Origin of the sequence: Azospirillum rugosum (assembly GCF_017876155.1) — a bacterium.
GTDB classification, from domain to species: Bacteria; Pseudomonadota; Alphaproteobacteria; order Azospirillales; family Azospirillaceae; genus Azospirillum; species Azospirillum rugosum.
This window is the reverse complement of sequence record NZ_JAGINP010000013.1, coordinates 205,164-222,212: the sequence shown is the minus strand read 5'-3', so window position 1 is coordinate 222,212 and position 17,049 is coordinate 205,164. Positions and strand designations below refer to the sequence as shown.

The following is a 17,049-nucleotide window of genomic DNA, read 5'->3' as shown; positions in this document are numbered from 1 at the left end:
CCCCGGCCGTGTGGGGGGGCCGCCCCCCCCCCCCCCCCCCCCCCCCCCCCGGGCGGGCGGGGGGGGGGGGGGGGGGGGGGGGGGGGGGGGGGGCGCCCCCCGCGGGGGGGGGGGGGGGGGGGGGGGGGGGCCCCCCCTTGACGGGGAACCGAACAGCTCTGCATCTGCCGGCCCCCCTCACCCTAACCCTCTCCCCAGAGGGGAGAGGGGAATAAGTCAGCGCCTATGCGCCTTCGCGGGGATGACGGGAGTTCATGCACATGGAACGTCGTCTCCATATGCGATTGCCGCACCCGGACGTTTACAGCCCCAGCATCCAAGCGTAAAACCGCCCGAAGCATACAACTTCGGTCAGAAAGGCCGGGGCATGTTCTCCATCGAGGCCGACATCCGGGCGCCGGCCCCCGGCGGGCGCCGCGCCGTGGTGGCCGACGACGACCCGGACCAGCGCGCCGCCCTGGCCCGCCATCTGGCCGGCCGCGGCTACACCGTGTCGGAAGCGGCCGACGGGTTCGCGGCGCTGTCGCTCATCGGGGCGGAGTCGCCCTGCCTCGCCCTGCTCCGCCGCCCTGCGGCAGAGGATGACGGCGACCGCGGCGGCGACCGCGCCGCGGCGCTGGCCTGCCTGCTCTACCCGCGCACCCGCATCATCCTGACGGCGAATGCGCCGGATCCCGCGGTGGGGGACAGTCCCTTCCTCGTGCTTCCCCGCCCGGTGGACCTGGATCTGCTCGACCGCTGCCTGGACCAGATTGGGGCCGAAGTGGCGTCATAGGACGTCGACCGGCATCCCCACCGCAAGGGTGAGATCCCGGTCGGCGCGGCCCCGGTTGACAGCGATTTCCGCCAACCCATTGGAATTCTCGTACCACAGCGCCTGCCCCGCGGGAACGTCGGCGAAGGTCCGGCCGCGGCGGACGGCCGTGCCGCCCACCCGCAGGACCGCGTCCTCCGGCAGGGCCGACGCGCGGAGGCCGGTCATGGCGTTGCCGTAGACGTCCACATAGACGATACGCGCCAGCTCGTCCGGCCAGTCGGGCCGCGCGATGGCGGCGGGATCGACCGGGGAGCCGGGCACTCCCTTCCCCGTCGCAATCTGGGCCGCCACCGGGGCGAACAGGTCGCGCCCGTGGAAGCTGGCGGACAGGCGCGCCGGCCGCCAGTCGATGGTCCAGGCCTGTACGGTCTCCGCGCGACGCCGCACCAGTTCGAACAGGCCGTTGTCGGGGCCGACGAACCGGCGCCCGTCCGCCTCCACCACCAGGGGGCGGCGCTCCGTTCCCACGCCGGGGTCCACCACGCAGACGAAGACGCTGCCGGCCGGGAATTCCCCCGCGTAGGCGGCGAGCAGGTAGGCGGACAGCTGCGGGTCGAAGACCGGGGCGTCGGCGAACAGGTCGATGACCGGCAGGCCCGGCGCCTCCCGCGCCAGGACCGCCTTCACCTGCCCGATGTAGGGGCCGTTGAGGCCGAAATCGGTGAACAGCACGATCATGCCGCCATCATAGCGCTGCTGCCACCCGCCGATAAGCGGCTTGGCAAATAAGCGCGAAAGCAAACCGTTCGCCCTCCTTGCAACCGTCGCAACGCGCTTCATATATCCAGTGGAACATAAATGCATCGCGTACGGTTTACTTGATCCGCCCGCACATCCATTAAAAAGCGCCAGCGAAGCCAATGAATATGAACACATGTTCAAACACCGTCACACGACGGAAACTCGCGAAATTTGCCGGATTCGTCGCCGTGGCGATGGGCTTGTGCTTGGCTTGGGCGGCGGGGGCTTGGGCGGCGGGGCCGGCGCGGGCAGCGGATAGGAACTCCACCGGCCGCCCGATGATCGTCGCCAGCACCGGCATGGTCGCCGACCTCGTGCGCGCCGTGGCGGGCGACCGGGCCGACGTGTCGGCTCTGATGGGCGAAGGGGTGGACCCGCACCTCTACAAGCCGACGCGGTCGGACATCGCGCGGCTGATGCGGGCGGACGCGGTGTTCATCAACGGGCTTCTGCTGGAAGGCAAGATGACCGACGCCTTCGCCCGGATGCGCGATTCGGGCAAGCCGGTCGTCGCGGTGGGCGACGCGCTGCCGCAGGACCGGCTGCTCAGCCCGCCGGGGTTCGAAGGCGCGCACGACCCCCATGTGTGGATGGACGCCGGGCTGTGGGCGCAGGCGCTGCCCGCGGTGCGCGACGCGGTGACGAAACTCGACCCGGCGGGGGCGGATCTCTACGCCCGCAACGCCGACGCCTACGCGGCCAAGTTGGTTGACCTCGACGCCTACGCCCGGCGCGTGCTGGCCTCCATCCCGGCCAACGCCCGCGTCCTGGTCACCGCGCACGACGCCTTCAACTATCTGGGCCGCGCCTACGGGATCGAGGTGCGCGGCATCCAGGGCATCAGCACCGAATCGGAGGCCGGCCTGAAGGCCATCGAGGAGCTGGTGGCCCTGCTGGCGGACCGCGGCATTCCCGCCGTCTTCCCGGAAACCAGCGTGTCCGACCGCAACGTTCATGCCCTGGTCGAAGGGGCGGCGGCGCGCGGCCACGCGGTCGCGCTGGGCGGCGCCCTCTTCTCCGACGCCATGGGGGCGCCCGGCACGTATGAGGGCACCTACCTCGGCATGATCGACCTGAACGTCACCACCATTGCCCGCGCGCTGGGCGGGGAGGCCCCGGCCTCCGGCTTCCAGGGCAAGCTGACCCTGGCGCAGCGCTGAACGGAGACCCGGCACCATGCAGTATCTCTGGCGCACCCCCGGCAGCCACACCCTCCCCGAGGAGGCCTCGCCCATAGGCCCGGCCCCGCTTTCCGTGCGCGACCTGACCGTCGCCTACCACCGCAAGCCGGTGCTGTGGAACGTGGACTACACCGCGCCCAACGGCGGGCTGATCGCCGTGGTCGGCCCCAACGGCGCCGGCAAGTCCACCCTGATCAAGGCCTGCCTGGGGCTGGTGCCCCGCGTGTCCGGCACGGTGGAGGTCTTCGGCCAACCCGTCGCCAAGCAGCGCCGCCTGATCGGCTATGTCCCGCAGCGGGAAAGCGTGGACTGGGACTTCCCCGTCTCCGCGCTCGACGTCGTCGCCATGGGCCGCTACGGCAAGATCGGCTGGTTCCGCCCGGTGTCCCGCGCCCACAAGGAGGCGGCGCTGCACGCGCTGGAGCGGGTCGGCATGGCCGACTTCGCCCGGCGCCAGATCGGCCAGCTGTCCGGCGGGCAGCAGCAGCGCGTCTTCCTGGCCCGCGCCCTGGCGCAGGAGGCGCAGCTCTACTTCATGGACGAGCCCTTCGCCGGGGTGGACGCGGCGACGGAGCGCGCGGTGCTCCAGGTGCTGCGCGACCTCGACGCGGCCGGGCGGACCGTCATCTGCGTGCACCACGATTTGCAGACGGTGGCCGAGTATTTCGACCATGTCCTGCTGATGAACACGCGGGTGGTGGCCCATGGGCCCGTTGCGCGCACCCTGACGCCGGAGCTTCTGGGGCGGACCTACGGCGGCCAGCCGCTGCCCCTTCCCGTGAGGGAAACCGCCGCCCCATGATCGATGAAGCCATCCGCATCCTCACCTTCCAGGCCGGCTTCAACAGCGCCGTGGTGGTGGCCGGCACGGCGGCGCTGGGGCTGGCCGGCGGCACGGTGGGCACCTTCCTGCTGCTGCGCCGGCGCGCGCTGGTCAGCGATGCGCTGAGCCACGCCACGCTGCCCGGCATCGCCGTCGCCTTCCTGATCGGCGCGGCGCTGGGCCTGCCCGGCCGCTCGCTGCCGCTTCTGCTGGCCGGCGCGGTGGCGAGCGGCGTGCTGGGGCTGCTGACCGTGCAATGGCTGGTCCGCCAGACCCGCCTGACCGAGGATTCGGCCATCGGCGCGGTGCTGTCGGTTTTTTTCGGGCTGGGCATCGTCCTGCTCAGCCTGATCCAGACGCTGGAGCTGGGCGGGCAGGCCGGGCTGAAGACCTTCATCCTCGGCCAGACCGCGGCCATGGCGCAGGGGGAGGCCATCGCCATCGGCCTGCTCGCCGCCGGGGCCGCCGCCACGGTCGCCCTGCTGTTCAAGGAGCTGCGGGCGCTGGCCTTCGACCCCGGCTTCGCCGCCGTGCAGGGCTGGCCGGTGGCGCGGCTGGACCTTGCGCTCATGGGGCTGGCGACGCTGGTGACGGTGATCGGCTTGCAGACGGTCGGGCTGATCCTGGTGGTCGCCCTGCTGATCATCCCGCCGGCCGCCGCGCGCTTCTGGACCGACCGGCTGTCCGTGCTGACCATCGCCGCGGCGGCGATCGGCGCCCTGTCCGGCTGGCTGGGCGCCACCCTGTCGGCGCTGTTGCCCAAGCTGCCGGCCGGCGCGGTCATCGTGCTGGTCGCCGGGGCCATCTTCCTGGTCAGCTTCCTGTTCGCCCCGGCGCGCGGCCTGCTCGCGGTGGGCCTGCGCAACGGCCGGCTGCGCCTGTCCTTCGCGGAGCGCCGCGCGCTGGCCGGCCTGCTCGCCGGCCGCCCGGTGGACGGGCCGCTGGCGTGGTGGCTGGGAGCCCGCGGGTTTCTCCGGGACGGACGCCTGACCCCGCGGGGTGAGGTCGCAGCAAAGGCCGCCGAGCGGAACCGGCGCCTGTGGGACCGTTTCCTGGCCGACTACCCGGCGCTGGTGCCGGCCCACGCCAACTGGGGCGTGGATCCGATCGACGAGGTCCTGCCGGGCGACATGGTCCGGCTGCTGGAGGAGCGTGCTCTGCCATGACCCTGAGCGCCCAGGAGTTCCTGCAGATCGACTTTCCCGCCCTGCTCGCCGCGGTGCTGGCCTGCGCGGCCTGCGCGCTGGTGGGGAATTTCCTGGTGCTGCGGCGCCAGGGGATGATGGGCGACGCGGTCAGCCACGCCGTCCTGCCGGGCATCGTCGCCGGCTTCCTGATCGCCGGCACGCGGGAGACGATGCCCATGATGGTCGGGGCGCTGGCCGCCGCCGCCCTGTCGGGCGTGCTGATCGAGGCGGTGCGGCGGCTCGGCCGGCTGGAATCCGGGGCGGCCATGGGGGTCGTCTTCACCGTGATGTTCGCGGCCGGCGTGGTGATGATCGAGCAGGCGGCGGCGCGCGGCGTGGATCTCGACGCCGACTGCGTGCTCTACGGCCAGCTGGAGACCATCCTCTGGCTCGCCCCCACCGGCTGGGGATCGCTGCTCGACCCGGCGGCCTGGGCGGCGATGCCGCGGGAGGTGGTGACGCTCGCCGCGGTGTTCGTCCTGTGCGTGGCGCTGGTCGTGCTGTTCCGCAAGGAGCTGACGATCACCACCTTCGACCCGGCGCTGGCCTCCACGCTCGGCATTCCGGCGGGGCTGTTCCACTACGGCGTGGTGCTTCTGGTCGCCGCGACGGCCATCGCGGCGTTCGAGGCGGTGGGCTCCATCCTGGTCATCGCCATGCTGATCGCCCCGCCGGCCGCGGCGCGGCTGCTGACCGACCGGCTGGGGGTGCAACTGGTCCTCAGCGTCGCGCTGGGCGTGCTGGCCGCGGTCGCCGGCTATGGCGCCGCCGCCTTCGGGCCGCTTCTGCTGGGCGGGGAGCATTCGCTGAGCGCCGCGGGCATGATCGCGGTGGCCTCCGGCCTGATCCTGGCGCTGGCCGCCCTGTTCGGGCCGACCCACGGCGTGCTGGGCCGCCGCCGCGCGCTCGGCCGCCTGCGCGGGGCCGGCGCGGTTGCCGCGGAGGGCCGAAGCTCCTAAAGTTCCGGGGTTGTCGCGAGCGGAGCCCCGAACGATGCCCCTCCACCACCGGCCCCGCCGCTGGAGCGGCCTGACGCTCGTCGCGGTCCTGCTGCTTCTGGCCACCGCGCTGCACACGGTCAAGCACGCGCTGGACCACAATTCCGGCGACATGCTCTGGTCGCTGATCGGCATCACGCTGGCCGGGCTGGTCATGTCGCTGGCCCTGCTGCGGGAAGGCCTGTCCACCGACCGCGCGCGGGCGGAGGCGGAGGCCGCGGAGGCGCGCGCGGTGGAGGCGCACCGCCGCCTGACCGAAGCCATCGAGGCGATCGACGAGGGCTTCGCCCTGTTCGACGCCGACGACCGGCTGGTCCAGTGCAACGCCCGCTACCGCAAGATCTGCGCGCCCTTCGGCCCGGTGGAGCCCGGCGTCCGGTTCGAGGACCTGATCCGCCGCGGCGTGGCGCTCGGCCACTTCCCCGAATCCGGGGATGGTGCGGACCGCTGGATCGCGGCACGGCTCGACCACCACCGCAACCCCGGCGGGCCGATGCTCCAGCCCATGGGCGACGGGCGCTGGTTCAAGATCGACGAGCGGCGCACCAGCGACGGCGGCTACGTCGGCCTGCGCACCGACATCACCGAGCTGAAGCGGCGCGAGGAGGAGCTGGCGCTCAAGTCCGACCTCTTGGAGGCCACGCTGGCCGCCATGACGCAGGGGCTGGTGGTGTGGAGCGCCGACGGCCACTTCCTGGCCTGCAACAAGCGGCTGCTGTCGATCCTGGAGCTTCCCGAATCGCTGATGCGGCCCGGCCTGACCTTGCAGGACTGGGCGCACCACCTCGCGGAACGGGGCGAGTTCGGCTCGGGCGACCCGGACGAGCTGACGGCGCAGCGGCTGGCGCTGATGGAGCCCGCAGCCAGCAACCGCAGCGAGCGCGTCCGCCCCAACGGCCGCGTGCTGGAGATCACCGCCGGCCGCATGCGCGACCGCTCGGTCCTGATGACCTACACCGACATCACCGAGCACCGCCGGGCCGAGGCGCAGCTGCGCCTCGCCAAGGAGGAGGCGGAGCGGGCGAGCCGGGCGAAGTCCGGCTTCCTGCGCACCATCAGCCACGAGATCCGCACGCCCATGAACGGCGTGCTGGGCATGCTGGGCCTGCTGCTCGACGGACGGCTGGGGGAGGAGCAGCGCCGCTACGCCCAGACGGCGCGCGAGTCGGCGGAAGCCCTGCTGGCCCTGCTGAACGACCTGCTGGACATCTCCAAGATGGAGGCGGGCAGGCTCACGCTCGACCAGACTCCCTTCACCCTGGTGGACGTGGTGGAAAGCGTGGTCGAGCTGCAGGCCGCCCGCGCCCACGCCAAGGGGATCGACCTGGCCTGCTGCGTGCCTGCCGGACTTCCGGAGCGGCTGATCGGCGATTGCGGGCGGCTGCGGCAGGTGCTGCTGAACCTGGTCGGCAACGCGGTGAAGTTCACCGACCGCGGTGGTGCTACGGTCACCGTGTCGCTCGCCGAAGGCACGGCGCCGAAGGCGGGCGATACGGTGCGGCTGCGCTTCGAGGTGGCCGACAGCGGGATCGGCGTCCCGGACGGGGCCCGCGGCGACCTGTTCACCGAGTTCGCGGAGATCCACCCCGGGCTGGCGCGCCGGGACGGCGGGGCCGGGCTGGGTCTGGCCATCTCCAAGCGGCTGGTCGAGATGATGGGCGGCGCCATCGGCTGCGACTCGGCGACCGAGGGGGCGACCGAGGGGACGGAGGCGGCGGCGGCGGAAGGCGGAAGCCGCTTCTGGTTCACGCTGCCCCTGCGCGTCGACGGCGCCGTCACCGGCACCGGCGGGGCGCTGGCCGGCCGCCGCGTCCTGTTGCTGGAGCCGAACCCGCTGACCCGGCGCGCGCTCGCCCGGCAGATCCACAGCTGGGGGGCCGAGGTGCACGCCCCGCAGGACAGCGACGAACTCCCCTCCGGCAGCGACGTAGCGCTCGTCAGCGGCGTGACGGACCCGGCGCTGGAGGAGCTGCTGGCCCGGCTGCGCGCCGCCGGGGCGCGCCGGATCGTCCGCATGGCCGTCCCGCAACGGGGCGACGTCGCCCTGGCCGACACCGGTCCGGGCCTCGACGCCGTCCTCGCCAAGCCGGTGCGCCAGGCCCGCCTGCTGGAGGCGCTGGGCGGCCCGGCCCCCCGCCCGGCGCCCGGCGCGGAGGCGGCGGAAGCGCCCACCGACGCGTCACCGGGCCAGGGCTCGGGCCAGGGGCGGCGCATCCTGCTGGTGGAGGACAGCCCGACCAACCAGATGGTGGCGGCGCTGATGCTGCGCGGCGCCGGCTACCGGGTGGACATCGCCGGCAACGGGATCGAGGCGATCGAGGCCGTGACCGCGGCGCGCTACGACCTGATCCTGATGGACATCTCCATGCCGGAGATGGACGGGCTGATGGCGACACAGATCCTGCGCGGCATGCCGCCGCCGACCGGGACGGTCCCGATCGTCGCCATGACCGCCGACGCCATGGACAGCGACCGCGACCGCTGCCTCGCCGCCGGCATGGACGACCATGTCGCCAAGCCCGTCGACCGCACCCGCCTGCTGGGCACGGTGGCCCGCTGGCTGGCCGATGGGGAAGCGCCGGCCCGGGATGCGCCGGCCCAGGATCCGCCGGCCCAGGATCCGCCGAAAGCCGCACCACCAGCACCCGATTCGGAAGCGCTCGACGCCGAGGTGCTGAACCAGCTGATGCGGGATCTGAACCCGGAGATCCTGGCCGATGTGATCCGGGAATTCGTCGAGGAGACTCTGGCGCGCGCCGAACGGATCGCGGGGACGTGGAACGATCTGGGAATCCTGGCGCGCGAAGCCCACACGCTGAAGAGCACGGCGAGCACCTTCGGCGCCCGTGCCCTGTCCGCCGCGGCGCGCGCGCTGGAAGCGGCGTGCCGGAACAATGCGGTCGGCGAGGTGGAGTCGCTGTGCCGCGACATCCCCCGCCTTACCCGCGAAGCCGTGGAAGCCTACCGGATCCGCGGCTACCTATCCCCGTCGGGGTAAGGTCACTCCATGACGCTGATGTTGACGGCGGCGTCCTTGCCGTTGTTGCCGCGGGCGACCTCGAACTGGACGCGCTGGCCTTCCGACAGGGCGTGCAGGCCCGACCGCTGCACGGCGGTGATGTGGACGAACACGTCCTTGGCGCCGGCCTCCGGCGCGATGAAACCATAACCCTTTGTGGTGTTGAACCATTTCACGGTGCCGGTGGTCATCAGGCGAACTCCCCTACATCGAAATCTGGGCGTCTGGTCGGTGTCCGCGGCCGGCCCATGAGGATGGAGTCACGGGCCGGCCGCGGGACATTGTTGGAAAGCGAAGGAAGGCCAAAAGGAACGAAGATGATGCGAGGGGAGGCTAGCCGCACAAAGCCCACACCGGCAAGGCGGCTTCAGGGCATATGCCCAATGCAATCGGCACCGTCATTCGGAAATAAGCCGATGGCGGCACCCCTTCGTGTGGCAAGACTTTCGATCGTCTTGCGAAATGGATCGCAGGCGAAACGATTGCTTCAGATCTTGCCTTCGGCCTGCCAGGCGAGGCGCTTGCGGTAGATGGTGGAGGCGCTGATCTCCAGCAGCGCGGCGGCCCGCGGAATGTTGCCGTCGCAGGCCGCGACCGCCTCTTCGATGGCGTCGCGCTCCACCTCCCACAGCGGCTTGATCGCTTTCGGGGACGGAGGCTGGGCCAAGGGAGGCTGGGCCGGCGGGGAATGGGCCGGCGGGGAATGAGCGTGCGCGTGCGCCGCGCCGTGGCCGTTCGCGGGCGGCGCGCCCAGCGGGGCCGGCAGCATGGCCGGGGTCACCGTGTCGCCGTCGTGCAGGACCACGATGTTGCGCACGACGTTCTGCACCTGCCGCACGTTCCCCGGCCAGTGATAGGCGCGCAACGCCTGCTCCGCCTCCGCCGAGAAGCGATTGAAGCCCTTGCCCTCCTCCCGCGCGTAGTCGGCCAGGAAATGGCGGGCGATCTCCAGCACGTCGTCCTCGCGCTCGCGCAGCGCCGGCAGGTGGATGGGGATGACGTGCAGGCGGTAGTAGAGATCCTCGCGGAACCGCCCCTCCTCCACCTCGCGCAGGGGGTCGCGGTTGGTCGCGCAGATGATGCGCAGGTCCACCTTCTCCAGCTTGCTGCCGCCGACGGGCGTGAAGGTGCCGGTCTGGATGAAGCGCAGCAGCTTGGTCTGCAGGTCGGGCGCCAGCTCACAGATCTCGTCCAGGAACAGGGTGCCGCCGTCGGCCCGCGCCGCCGCCCCTTCACGGTCGGCCAGCGCCCCGGTGAAGGACCCCTTCATGTGGCCGAAGATCTCGCTTTCCATCAGGTCCTTGGGGATCGCCCCGCAGTTGATGGCGACGAAGGGCCGCTCCGCGCGCGGGCTCTGCCGGTGGATGGCCTCGGCGCAGACCTCCTTGCCGGTGCCGGACTCACCGGTGATGAAGACCGTCGCGCGGGACGACGCGGCGCTGTCGATGATGCGGTAGACCGCCTGCATGGACAGCGACGACCCGATGAAGCCGTGGTAGCGGCTGCGCGCCAGGTCCTTGCCGAAGGTCTCGACGATCTGCGCCAGCCGCAGCCGTTCGATGGCGTTGCGCACCGTGATGGTCAGGCGGTCCGCCGAGAAGGGCTTCACCAGGAAATCGTACGCGCCGTAGCGCATCGCCTCCACCGCCACCCCGACCGAGCCGTGGGCGGTGATGATGATCACCGCGCAGGGCAGCGCCTGGGCGGTGATGCGCTTCAGCACCTCCATCCCGTGCATGTCCGGCAGTTGCAGGTCCAGCAGCACGATGCGCGGCACGCCGTCGGCCAGCTGCTCCAGCGCCGCGGCACCGGTTTCCACCGTCACCACGCCGTCGGATTCCTTCTTCAGGAACTCCGCATAGACGCGGGCCAGCGACGGGGTGTCTTCCACCAGAAGGATTGGCGTGGCGCGCGAAGTCATGGACCGATCGATGCGGATGAACAGGCGGCGTGGCGGCGTCCGATAAGGGATCGGGAAGCGGTGGGTAGCACCAAATCCTTAAAATGCACTCTACGCGATGGCGCGCCCGCGGCGAAAGACCCGGAATGGGGGCACGCAACGAAATATCGCACCACACGGTTTCACAAGCCGGCGCCGGATCTTATTTCACACAAAAGATGCTGTAGGCCACGGCGAAGGACGCTTGTACCGGACGCCGCGATGGAATATCTGAATTCTACATAATCAATCGCGAGGAAGGGCGAGTCCCCCGTGGCCGATTCCCCCCTGCTGTCCGGCAAGCGCATCCTGCTCGTCATCGCGGGCGGAATCGCGGCCTACAAGAGCCTGGAGCTGATCCGGCGCCTGAAGGAACGCGGCGCCACCGTGCGCGCCGTCCTGACCAAGGCGGGGGCGCAGTTCGTCACCCCCCTGTCCGTGCAGGCGCTGACCGAGGACACGGTCTACCAGGATCTGTGGTCCCTGACCGACGAGTCGGAGATGGGGCACATCCAGCTGTCGCGCGCCGCCGACCTTGTGTTGGTCGCCCCGGCCACCGCCAACCTGCTGGCCCGCATGGCCGCGGGCATGGCCGACGACCTGGCGGCCACGGTCGTGCTGGCGACCGACAAGCCGGTGCTGGTCGCCCCGGCCATGAACGTCCGCATGTGGGAACATCCGGCGACCCGCGCCAACATGCGGCTGCTGGAAGAGCGCGGCGTGCGCCGCGTCGGCCCGAACAAGGGCGACATGGCCTGCGGCGAATACGGCTTCGGCCGCATGGCGGAGCCGATGGAGATCCTCCAGGCCATCGTCACCTATTTCGAGGAACGGGACGCGCCCAAGCCGCTGAAGGGCAAGCGCGCCCTGGTCACCAGCGGCCCGACCTTTGAACCGATCGACCCGGTGCGCTACATCGCCAACCGCTCCTCCGGCCGCCAGGGGCACGCGATCGCCGCGGCGCTGCACCGGCTGGGGGCGGAGGTGACTCTGGTCACCGGCCCGACCCGGCTGGCCGATCCGCCGGGCTGCGCCATCCGCCCCATCGAGACCGCGCGGGAGATGCTGGCCGCCTGCGAGGCCGCCCTGCCGGTGGACATCGCCGTCTGCGCCGCCGCGGTGGCCGACTGGCGCGTCGCCGGCGAGTCGGATCGCAAGCTGAAGAAGGACGGCGGCGGACCGCCCGGCCTGACCCTGACCGAGAACCCGGACATCCTGGCCGCCCTGTCGCAGAGCACGTCGCAGCGCCCGGCGCTGGTCGTCGGCTTCGCCGCCGAGACCGGCAACGTGGTGGAGTACGCGACGGCCAAGCGCATCCGCAAGGGCTGCGACTGGATCGTCGCCAACGACGTCTCGCCCGGCACCACCACCTTCGGCGGGTCCGAGAACACCGTCCACCTGATCCGCGACGGCGGGATCGAGGATTGGCCCACCATGGGCAAGGAGGCCGTGGCCGCCCGCCTGGCCGAGGCCATCGCCCAGCACTTCAACCAGCCTTCCGCAACCACCCCAGACCAAACCAAACAGGAGAATGTTCCGTGAGCGTCACGGTTCCGGTCGTCCGCCTTCCCCACGCCGAGGGGCTGGAGCTTCCCGCCTACGCCACGGAACACGCGGCCGGGCTCGACCTGGTCGCCGCGGTCGCCGCGCCGCTGGTGCTGGAGCCTGGGCGGCGCGCGCTGGTCCCCACCGGCATCGCGCTGGCGCTGCCCGACGGGTTCGAGGCGCAGGTGCGCCCGCGCTCCGGCCTGGCGCTGAAGAACGGCGTCACCGTGCTGAACAGCCCCGGCACCATCGACGCGGACTACCGCGGCGAGGTCGGCGTCATCCTGGTCAACCACGGCGACCAGCCCTTCACGGTGGAGCGCGGGCAGCGCATCGCCCAACTGGTCGTCGCCCGCTACGAGCGGGTCGTCTGGAGCGAGGCCGCCGCCCTGCCCGACAGCACCCGCGGCACCGGCGGATTCGGCTCCACGGGACAGCACGCCCATGAGGCGCCCCAGCACACGTCCAAGCAGGAGTCCCTGTGATGCTCCGCATCTCCAAGAAGCTGATGTTCGCGATCGAGGCGGTGCTGGACATCGCCTACAACGCCGGCACCGAGCCGGTGCAATCCGGCGAGATCACCCGCCGCCAGGGCATCCCCAAGCGCTACCTGGAGCAGGTGCTCCAGCAGCTCGTCCGCGACGGCATCCTGGCCGGCGTGCGCGGCCCGCGCGGCGGCTACCGGCTGGCGCGGGAGCGGCGGCGGATCACGCTGGGCGAGATCGTCAAGGTGGTCCGCTCCATGGAGACGGCGACCGACCCGATCGAGGAACCGGCGGGCTCCATCCTCGGCCACAAGGTGGTCCGCCCGCTGTGGGCCGAGCTGCAGGAGGAGTGCATGAAGAAGCTGGAGGACGTCACCATCGAGGACCTCTGCCTGCGCGCCCGCTCCGCCGGGGTGGAAAGCGAAACGGAAGACCGCATCGATTTCACCATCTGAGCGAACACGACCGTTTAATCCCACAAGGAAAGCGGTTAAAATCATCCCAGAATGTGAAAACGGGCGATAAACCACATATTGGAGGAGCGGAACCATGGCGGCTTCTGAATTCCGCGGAAAGATCTACGACAGCATCCTCGACACGGTCGGCGCCACGCCGCTGGTGCGCCTGAAGCGGCTGGCCGATGAGGCCGGCGTGAAGGCGGACATCGTCGGCAAGCTGGAGTTCTTCAACCCGCTGGCCAGCGTGAAGGACCGCATCGGCTTCGCGATGATCGAGGCGGCGGAGCGCGCCGGCACCATCGAGCCCGGCCGCACCACGCTGGTCGAGCCGACCTCGGGCAACACGGGCATCGCGCTGGCCTTCGTGGCCGCCGCCAAGGGCTACCGCCTGATCCTGACCATGCCGGAGAGCATGTCGGTCGAGCGCCGCAAGATGCTGAAGCTGCTGGGGGCGGAACTGGTGCTGACCCCGGCGTCGGAAGGCATGAAGGGCGCCATCCGCCGCGCCGACGAGATCGTCGCGACCGACCCGAACGCCTACATGCTCCAGCAGTTCAAGAACCCGGCCAACCCGGAGATCCACCGCAACACCACGGCGGAGGAGATCTGGAAGGACACCGACGGCAAGGCCGACATCCTGATCTCCGGCGTCGGCACCGGCGGCACGCTGACCGGCGTGGCGGAGGTGCTGAAGGCCCGCAAGCCGACCTTCCGCGCCGTGGCGGTGGAGCCGGAGGACAGCCCCGTCCTGTCCGGCGGCATGCCCGGCCCGCACAAGATCCAGGGCATCGGCGCCGGCTTCGTCCCGGACGTCCTCCAGAAGGACCTGATCGACGAGGTGGTGCGCATCTCCAACCAGCGCGCCTTCGAGACCGCCCGCAAGGTGGCCCGGCTGGAGGGCGTTCCGGTCGGCATCTCCTCGGGGGCCGCACTGGCCGCGGCGCTGGAGGTCGGCGCCCGTCCGGAGAACGCCGGCAAGCTGATCGTCGTCATCCTGCCCTCCTTCGCGGAGCGCTACCTCTCCACCGCCCTGTTCGAGGGGCTGGAGTAAGGCGGAGTCATGCGGCCCGGCGGACCAGCGCCGCCGGGCCGCCGGGCCGCCGGGCAATTCACCACAGAGACACGGAGACACGGAGAGATTGGTTTCTCTGTGTCTCCGTGTCTCTGTGGTTTGATCCCGCCGATTGCTTTTCCTTTCGCCACCCGATAGGATCAAATTCCTTATTCGGGCGAGGGCGGAAGGAGCGATCCGTGCGACATCACCGCGTTTCGTGTTTCACAGCGTTTCATTCCGTCGCACGGCACGCAACCGGACGGCGAAGATTGCAAGGCCGCGCACCCTGCTGTAGAATGTGCGGGTCGCTGTCCGGTCCGGCTTTCCGGGCCGAATTTTGACAGGTCGATCGAATTTTAGTAATCTGGAGCCCACAGCAAAGCCGGCCCACGGCCTTACCGGCTCCGCTTGATTGGGAGTGACCACCATGGGCGTCACGGTTCCGAATGCCTCGACGATGAACTGGTTCCAGTTCCGCGGCATCACCAACGAATTGGGACCCAACGGCGCGTCGACGGACTACCGGCAGTTCACGGTGTCCAAGTCGGGTGAGTTCAACTTCAAGATCAACGACATCAACACCAACATCAAGATCGTCGACCAGAACAACAAGGTCGTCGCGGAAGCCAAGGCGAAGAACGAATCGGCGTCGGCCAACGCCAAGCTCGGGCCCGGCACCTACACGGCGATCATCTCCCAGGCGACGCGGGGCGTGAACAACCGCGAATACACGCTGGAGGTGACCGAGCGCCAGAACATCATGATGCTGGCATCGGGCGGATCCATGAAGGGCACGGCCCGCCAGGTGGCCGGCAACGACCCCGGCGTGCAGAAGCACACGCTGAACGTCGTCCAGGGCGGGGAGTTCGTCGCCAACATGTCCCTGCCCTACACGCGCTGGGCCATCGTGGGCAAGGACGGCAAGGTGGCCGCGTCGGGCGACACCATGGACCCGACGAAGATGGGCCAGGACATGCTGAAGAAGCCCAGCTTCAAGATCACGCCGGGCCAGTACGAGCTGGTGGTCGTCCCGCCGAAGAACGTGGCGGGCGAGGTGCCCTACCAGATGAACTTCCTGCCGAAGATCGCCAAGGACGCCACGGACACCACCGAGGAACGGCCGATCGACAAGATCCTGCGGGAGCGCGAAAGCCGGCTGCGCGACTGGGCGGCCCAGGACGCGTCGAAAAGCGCCACGTCCGGCTCGTCCACCAGCAAGCCCTACAAGATGGCTGTCATCACCTGACCCGGCCTCTTGCGCTGGGTGGGGGGCTCCGCGCTATTCTGCGCCCATGGACTTCACGGACACCCAGCTCCACCGCTACTCCCGTCACATCATCCTGCCGGAGGTCGGTGGCATCGGACAGGCGGCGCTGCTGCGCGCGCGGGTCCTCGTCGTCGGCGCGGGCGGCCTCGGCGCCCCGCTCCTGCTCTACCTCGCGGCCGCCGGAGTCGGCACCATCGGCGTCGTCGACGACGACACGGTGGACCTGTCGAACCTCCAGCGCCAGGTCATCCACGACGAATCGACGCTCGGCCTTCCCAAGGTGGAGAGCGCCGCCGCCCGCATCCGCGCGCTGAACCCCGACGTGACGGTGGAGACCCACAAGGCCCGCCTGACCAAGGACAACGCGCTCGACCTGATCGGCCGCTACGACATCGTGGCCGACGGGTCGGACAACTTCGCCACCCGCTTCCTGCTGAACGACGCCTGCTACCTGGCCGGCAAGACCCTGGTGTCGGCGGCGATCCTGCGCTTCGACGGGCAGGTCTCCACCTTCAAGGCCCATCTCGGCGACCCGCACCCCTGCTACCGCTGCATCTTCCGGGAACCGCCGCCGCCCGGGCTGGTGCCCTCCTGTTCGGAAGGCGGCGTGCTGGGCGCGCTCGGCGGCTTCGTCGGCTCGCTCCAGGCGACCGAGGTGCTGAAGGAAATCCTGGGCATCGGGGAAAGCCTGTCGGGCAGCCTGCTGATGATGGACACCCTCTACGGGTCCTACCAGCGCATCGCCGTCAAGCGCGACCCGGAATGCCCGCTCTGCGGCGCCCACCCGACCATCCACGACCTCTCCGCCCACTGAGTGGATTTGCCATGCAGGGCCCTGAAAGCCTGTCCATCGTGCTGTTCGCCGGCGGCTTCGACCGGGTGCACTACGCCCTGGTGATGGCCAGCGCGGCGGCGGCGACCAACCGCAAGGTCACCCTGTTCTTCACCGGCCGCGCGCTCGCCGCCCTGCTGGACGAGACGGAGCCGGGGGTGCCCGGCTGGCACGGGCTGGACGCCGCCGACGACGGCCGCAGCCCGGCGGAGCGCGACGGCTGGTTCACCGCCAACGGCGTCGCCGGCTTCGAGGAGCTGCTGGGCGCCTGCGTGATGCTGAACGTCACCGTGATGGCCTGCGAGATGGGGCTGCGCGCGCTGGGCCTGCCGCCCGGCGTGGCTCTGCGTCCGGACGTGCCGGTGAAGACCGGCGGCGTGGTCACCTTCCTGAACGACGCGCCGAAGACCGGCGCCATCGTCTTCGTATGACGGCGCCCGCCGCCGACCCGGCGCTCGTCATCGAACACGCCAACCGGTTCGAGGCGATCGCCGCCGACGGCTTCGAGGGCCGGCCCTACCAGCCGGACCTCGACCGGCTTGCGGAGCGCGTGCGGACGCACCCCGTGCGTGACTTGGCGCCGAAGGTGGCCCACGCGCTCGGCATCATGATCGGCTTCATCGAGGACGGCGACCCGGCCGGCCGCTTCGCCCCGAAGGTCGCCATCCTGCGCGAGGCGATCGGCAAGCTCGACCGGCCGTAA

At 70.7% G+C, this 17,049-nt stretch carries 18 protein-coding genes; 14 read left to right on the top strand and 4 right to left on the bottom strand.

The window, feature by feature from the left end; all coding sequences use genetic code 11:
- The first annotated feature begins 367 nt into the window (after nt 1-367).
- On the top strand, nt 368-775 hold the full coding sequence (locus tag J2851_RS18900) for a response regulator (protein ID WP_209767977.1): 408 nt from the start codon (nt 368-370) through the stop codon (nt 773-775).
- On the opposite strand, the gene J2851_RS18895 is transcribed toward J2851_RS18900, so the two are convergent.
- Nucleotides 770-1,495, bottom strand: a complete 726-nt coding sequence (locus J2851_RS18895; protein WP_209767996.1) for an SAM hydrolase/SAM-dependent halogenase family protein — start codon at nt 1,493-1,495, stop codon at nt 770-772. The two genes, J2851_RS18900 and J2851_RS18895, sit on opposite strands and share 6 nt — an antisense overlap.
- 160 nt (nt 1,496-1,655) lie before the next feature.
- Nucleotides 1,656-1,859: a hypothetical protein gene (locus tag J2851_RS35840; protein ID WP_246500763.1), complete on the bottom strand. Its 204-nt coding sequence runs from the start codon at nt 1,857-1,859 to the stop codon at nt 1,656-1,658.
- On the opposite strand from J2851_RS35840, the gene J2851_RS18890 reads away from it, so the two are divergent.
- From J2851_RS18890 to J2851_RS18870, 5 genes are read left to right on the top strand one after another with little or no spacing between them, the layout of a single operon-like run.
- Nucleotides 1,837-2,718: a metal ABC transporter solute-binding protein, Zn/Mn family gene (locus J2851_RS18890; protein WP_246500762.1), complete on the top strand. Its 882-nt coding sequence runs from the start codon at nt 1,837-1,839 to the stop codon at nt 2,716-2,718. The two genes, J2851_RS35840 and J2851_RS18890, sit on opposite strands and share 23 nt — an antisense overlap.
- A gap of 16 nt (nt 2,719-2,734) precedes the next feature.
- Nucleotides 2,735-3,541, top strand: a complete 807-nt coding sequence (locus J2851_RS18885; protein ID WP_209767975.1) for a metal ABC transporter ATP-binding protein — start codon at nt 2,735-2,737, stop codon at nt 3,539-3,541.
- Entirely contained in the window at nt 3,538-4,728 is a 1,191-nt protein-coding gene (locus J2851_RS18880; RefSeq protein WP_209767973.1) for a metal ABC transporter permease, read from the top strand. Before J2851_RS18885 ends, J2851_RS18880 begins: the two co-directional genes overlap by 4 nt.
- Nucleotides 4,725-5,708: a metal ABC transporter permease gene (locus J2851_RS18875; RefSeq protein WP_209767971.1), complete on the top strand. Its 984-nt coding sequence runs from the start codon at nt 4,725-4,727 to the stop codon at nt 5,706-5,708. Before J2851_RS18880 ends, J2851_RS18875 begins: the two co-directional genes overlap by 4 nt.
- 34 nt (nt 5,709-5,742) lie before the next feature.
- Nucleotides 5,743-8,745: a PAS-domain containing protein gene (locus J2851_RS18870; protein WP_209767969.1), complete on the top strand. Its 3,003-nt coding sequence runs from the start codon at nt 5,743-5,745 to the stop codon at nt 8,743-8,745.
- Between the two features lie 2 nt (nt 8,746-8,747).
- On the opposite strand, the gene J2851_RS18865 is transcribed toward J2851_RS18870, so the two are convergent.
- Complete coding sequence (locus J2851_RS18865) at nt 8,748-8,957, bottom strand: cold-shock protein (protein WP_209767967.1); 210 nt, start codon at nt 8,955-8,957, stop codon at nt 8,748-8,750.
- A gap of 296 nt (nt 8,958-9,253) precedes the next feature.
- Entirely contained in the window at nt 9,254-10,687 is a 1,434-nt protein-coding gene (locus J2851_RS18860) for a sigma-54-dependent transcriptional regulator (protein ID WP_209767966.1), read from the bottom strand.
- Between the two features lie 291 nt (nt 10,688-10,978).
- Between J2851_RS18860 and coaBC the strand changes: the two genes are divergently transcribed.
- From coaBC to J2851_RS18820, 8 genes are all read left to right on the top strand, one after another.
- Nucleotides 10,979-12,247, top strand: a complete 1,269-nt coding sequence (gene coaBC, locus J2851_RS18855) for a bifunctional phosphopantothenoylcysteine decarboxylase/phosphopantothenate--cysteine ligase CoaBC (RefSeq protein ID WP_209767965.1) — start codon at nt 10,979-10,981, stop codon at nt 12,245-12,247.
- Nucleotides 12,244-12,735, top strand: coding sequence for a dUTP diphosphatase (gene dut / locus J2851_RS18850; protein ID WP_209767964.1), 492 nt, complete (start codon nt 12,244-12,246; stop codon nt 12,733-12,735). Before coaBC ends, dut begins: the two co-directional genes overlap by 4 nt.
- Nucleotides 12,735-13,190 carry an RrF2 family transcriptional regulator gene (locus tag J2851_RS18845; RefSeq protein WP_209767963.1) on the top strand — a complete coding sequence of 152 codons (456 nt, stop codon included), beginning with the start codon at nt 12,735-12,737 and terminating at the stop codon, nt 13,188-13,190. Before dut ends, J2851_RS18845 begins: the two co-directional genes overlap by 1 nt.
- Nucleotides 13,191-13,284: 94 nt before the next feature.
- Nucleotides 13,285-14,244, top strand: coding sequence for a cysteine synthase A (cysK, locus tag J2851_RS18840; RefSeq protein ID WP_209767962.1), 960 nt, complete (start codon nt 13,285-13,287; stop codon nt 14,242-14,244).
- 430 nt (nt 14,245-14,674) lie between these two features.
- The gene (locus J2851_RS18835; protein ID WP_209767960.1) at nt 14,675-15,493 is read left to right on the top strand and encodes a hypothetical protein; all 819 of its coding nucleotides are present in this window, start codon (nt 14,675-14,677) and stop codon (nt 15,491-15,493) included.
- A gap of 46 nt (nt 15,494-15,539) precedes the next feature.
- Nucleotides 15,540-16,328, top strand: coding sequence for a HesA/MoeB/ThiF family protein (locus tag J2851_RS18830; RefSeq protein ID WP_209767959.1), 789 nt, complete (start codon nt 15,540-15,542; stop codon nt 16,326-16,328).
- 11 nt (nt 16,329-16,339) lie between these two features.
- Nucleotides 16,340-16,777 (top strand): DsrE family protein, encoded by a 438-nt coding sequence (locus J2851_RS18825; RefSeq protein WP_209767958.1) that lies wholly within the window; start codon nt 16,340-16,342, stop codon nt 16,775-16,777.
- The gene (locus J2851_RS18820; protein WP_209767956.1) at nt 16,774-17,049 is read left to right on the top strand and encodes a hypothetical protein; all 276 of its coding nucleotides are present in this window, start codon (nt 16,774-16,776) and stop codon (nt 17,047-17,049) included. The genes J2851_RS18825 and J2851_RS18820 overlap by 4 nt, the downstream gene beginning before the upstream one ends.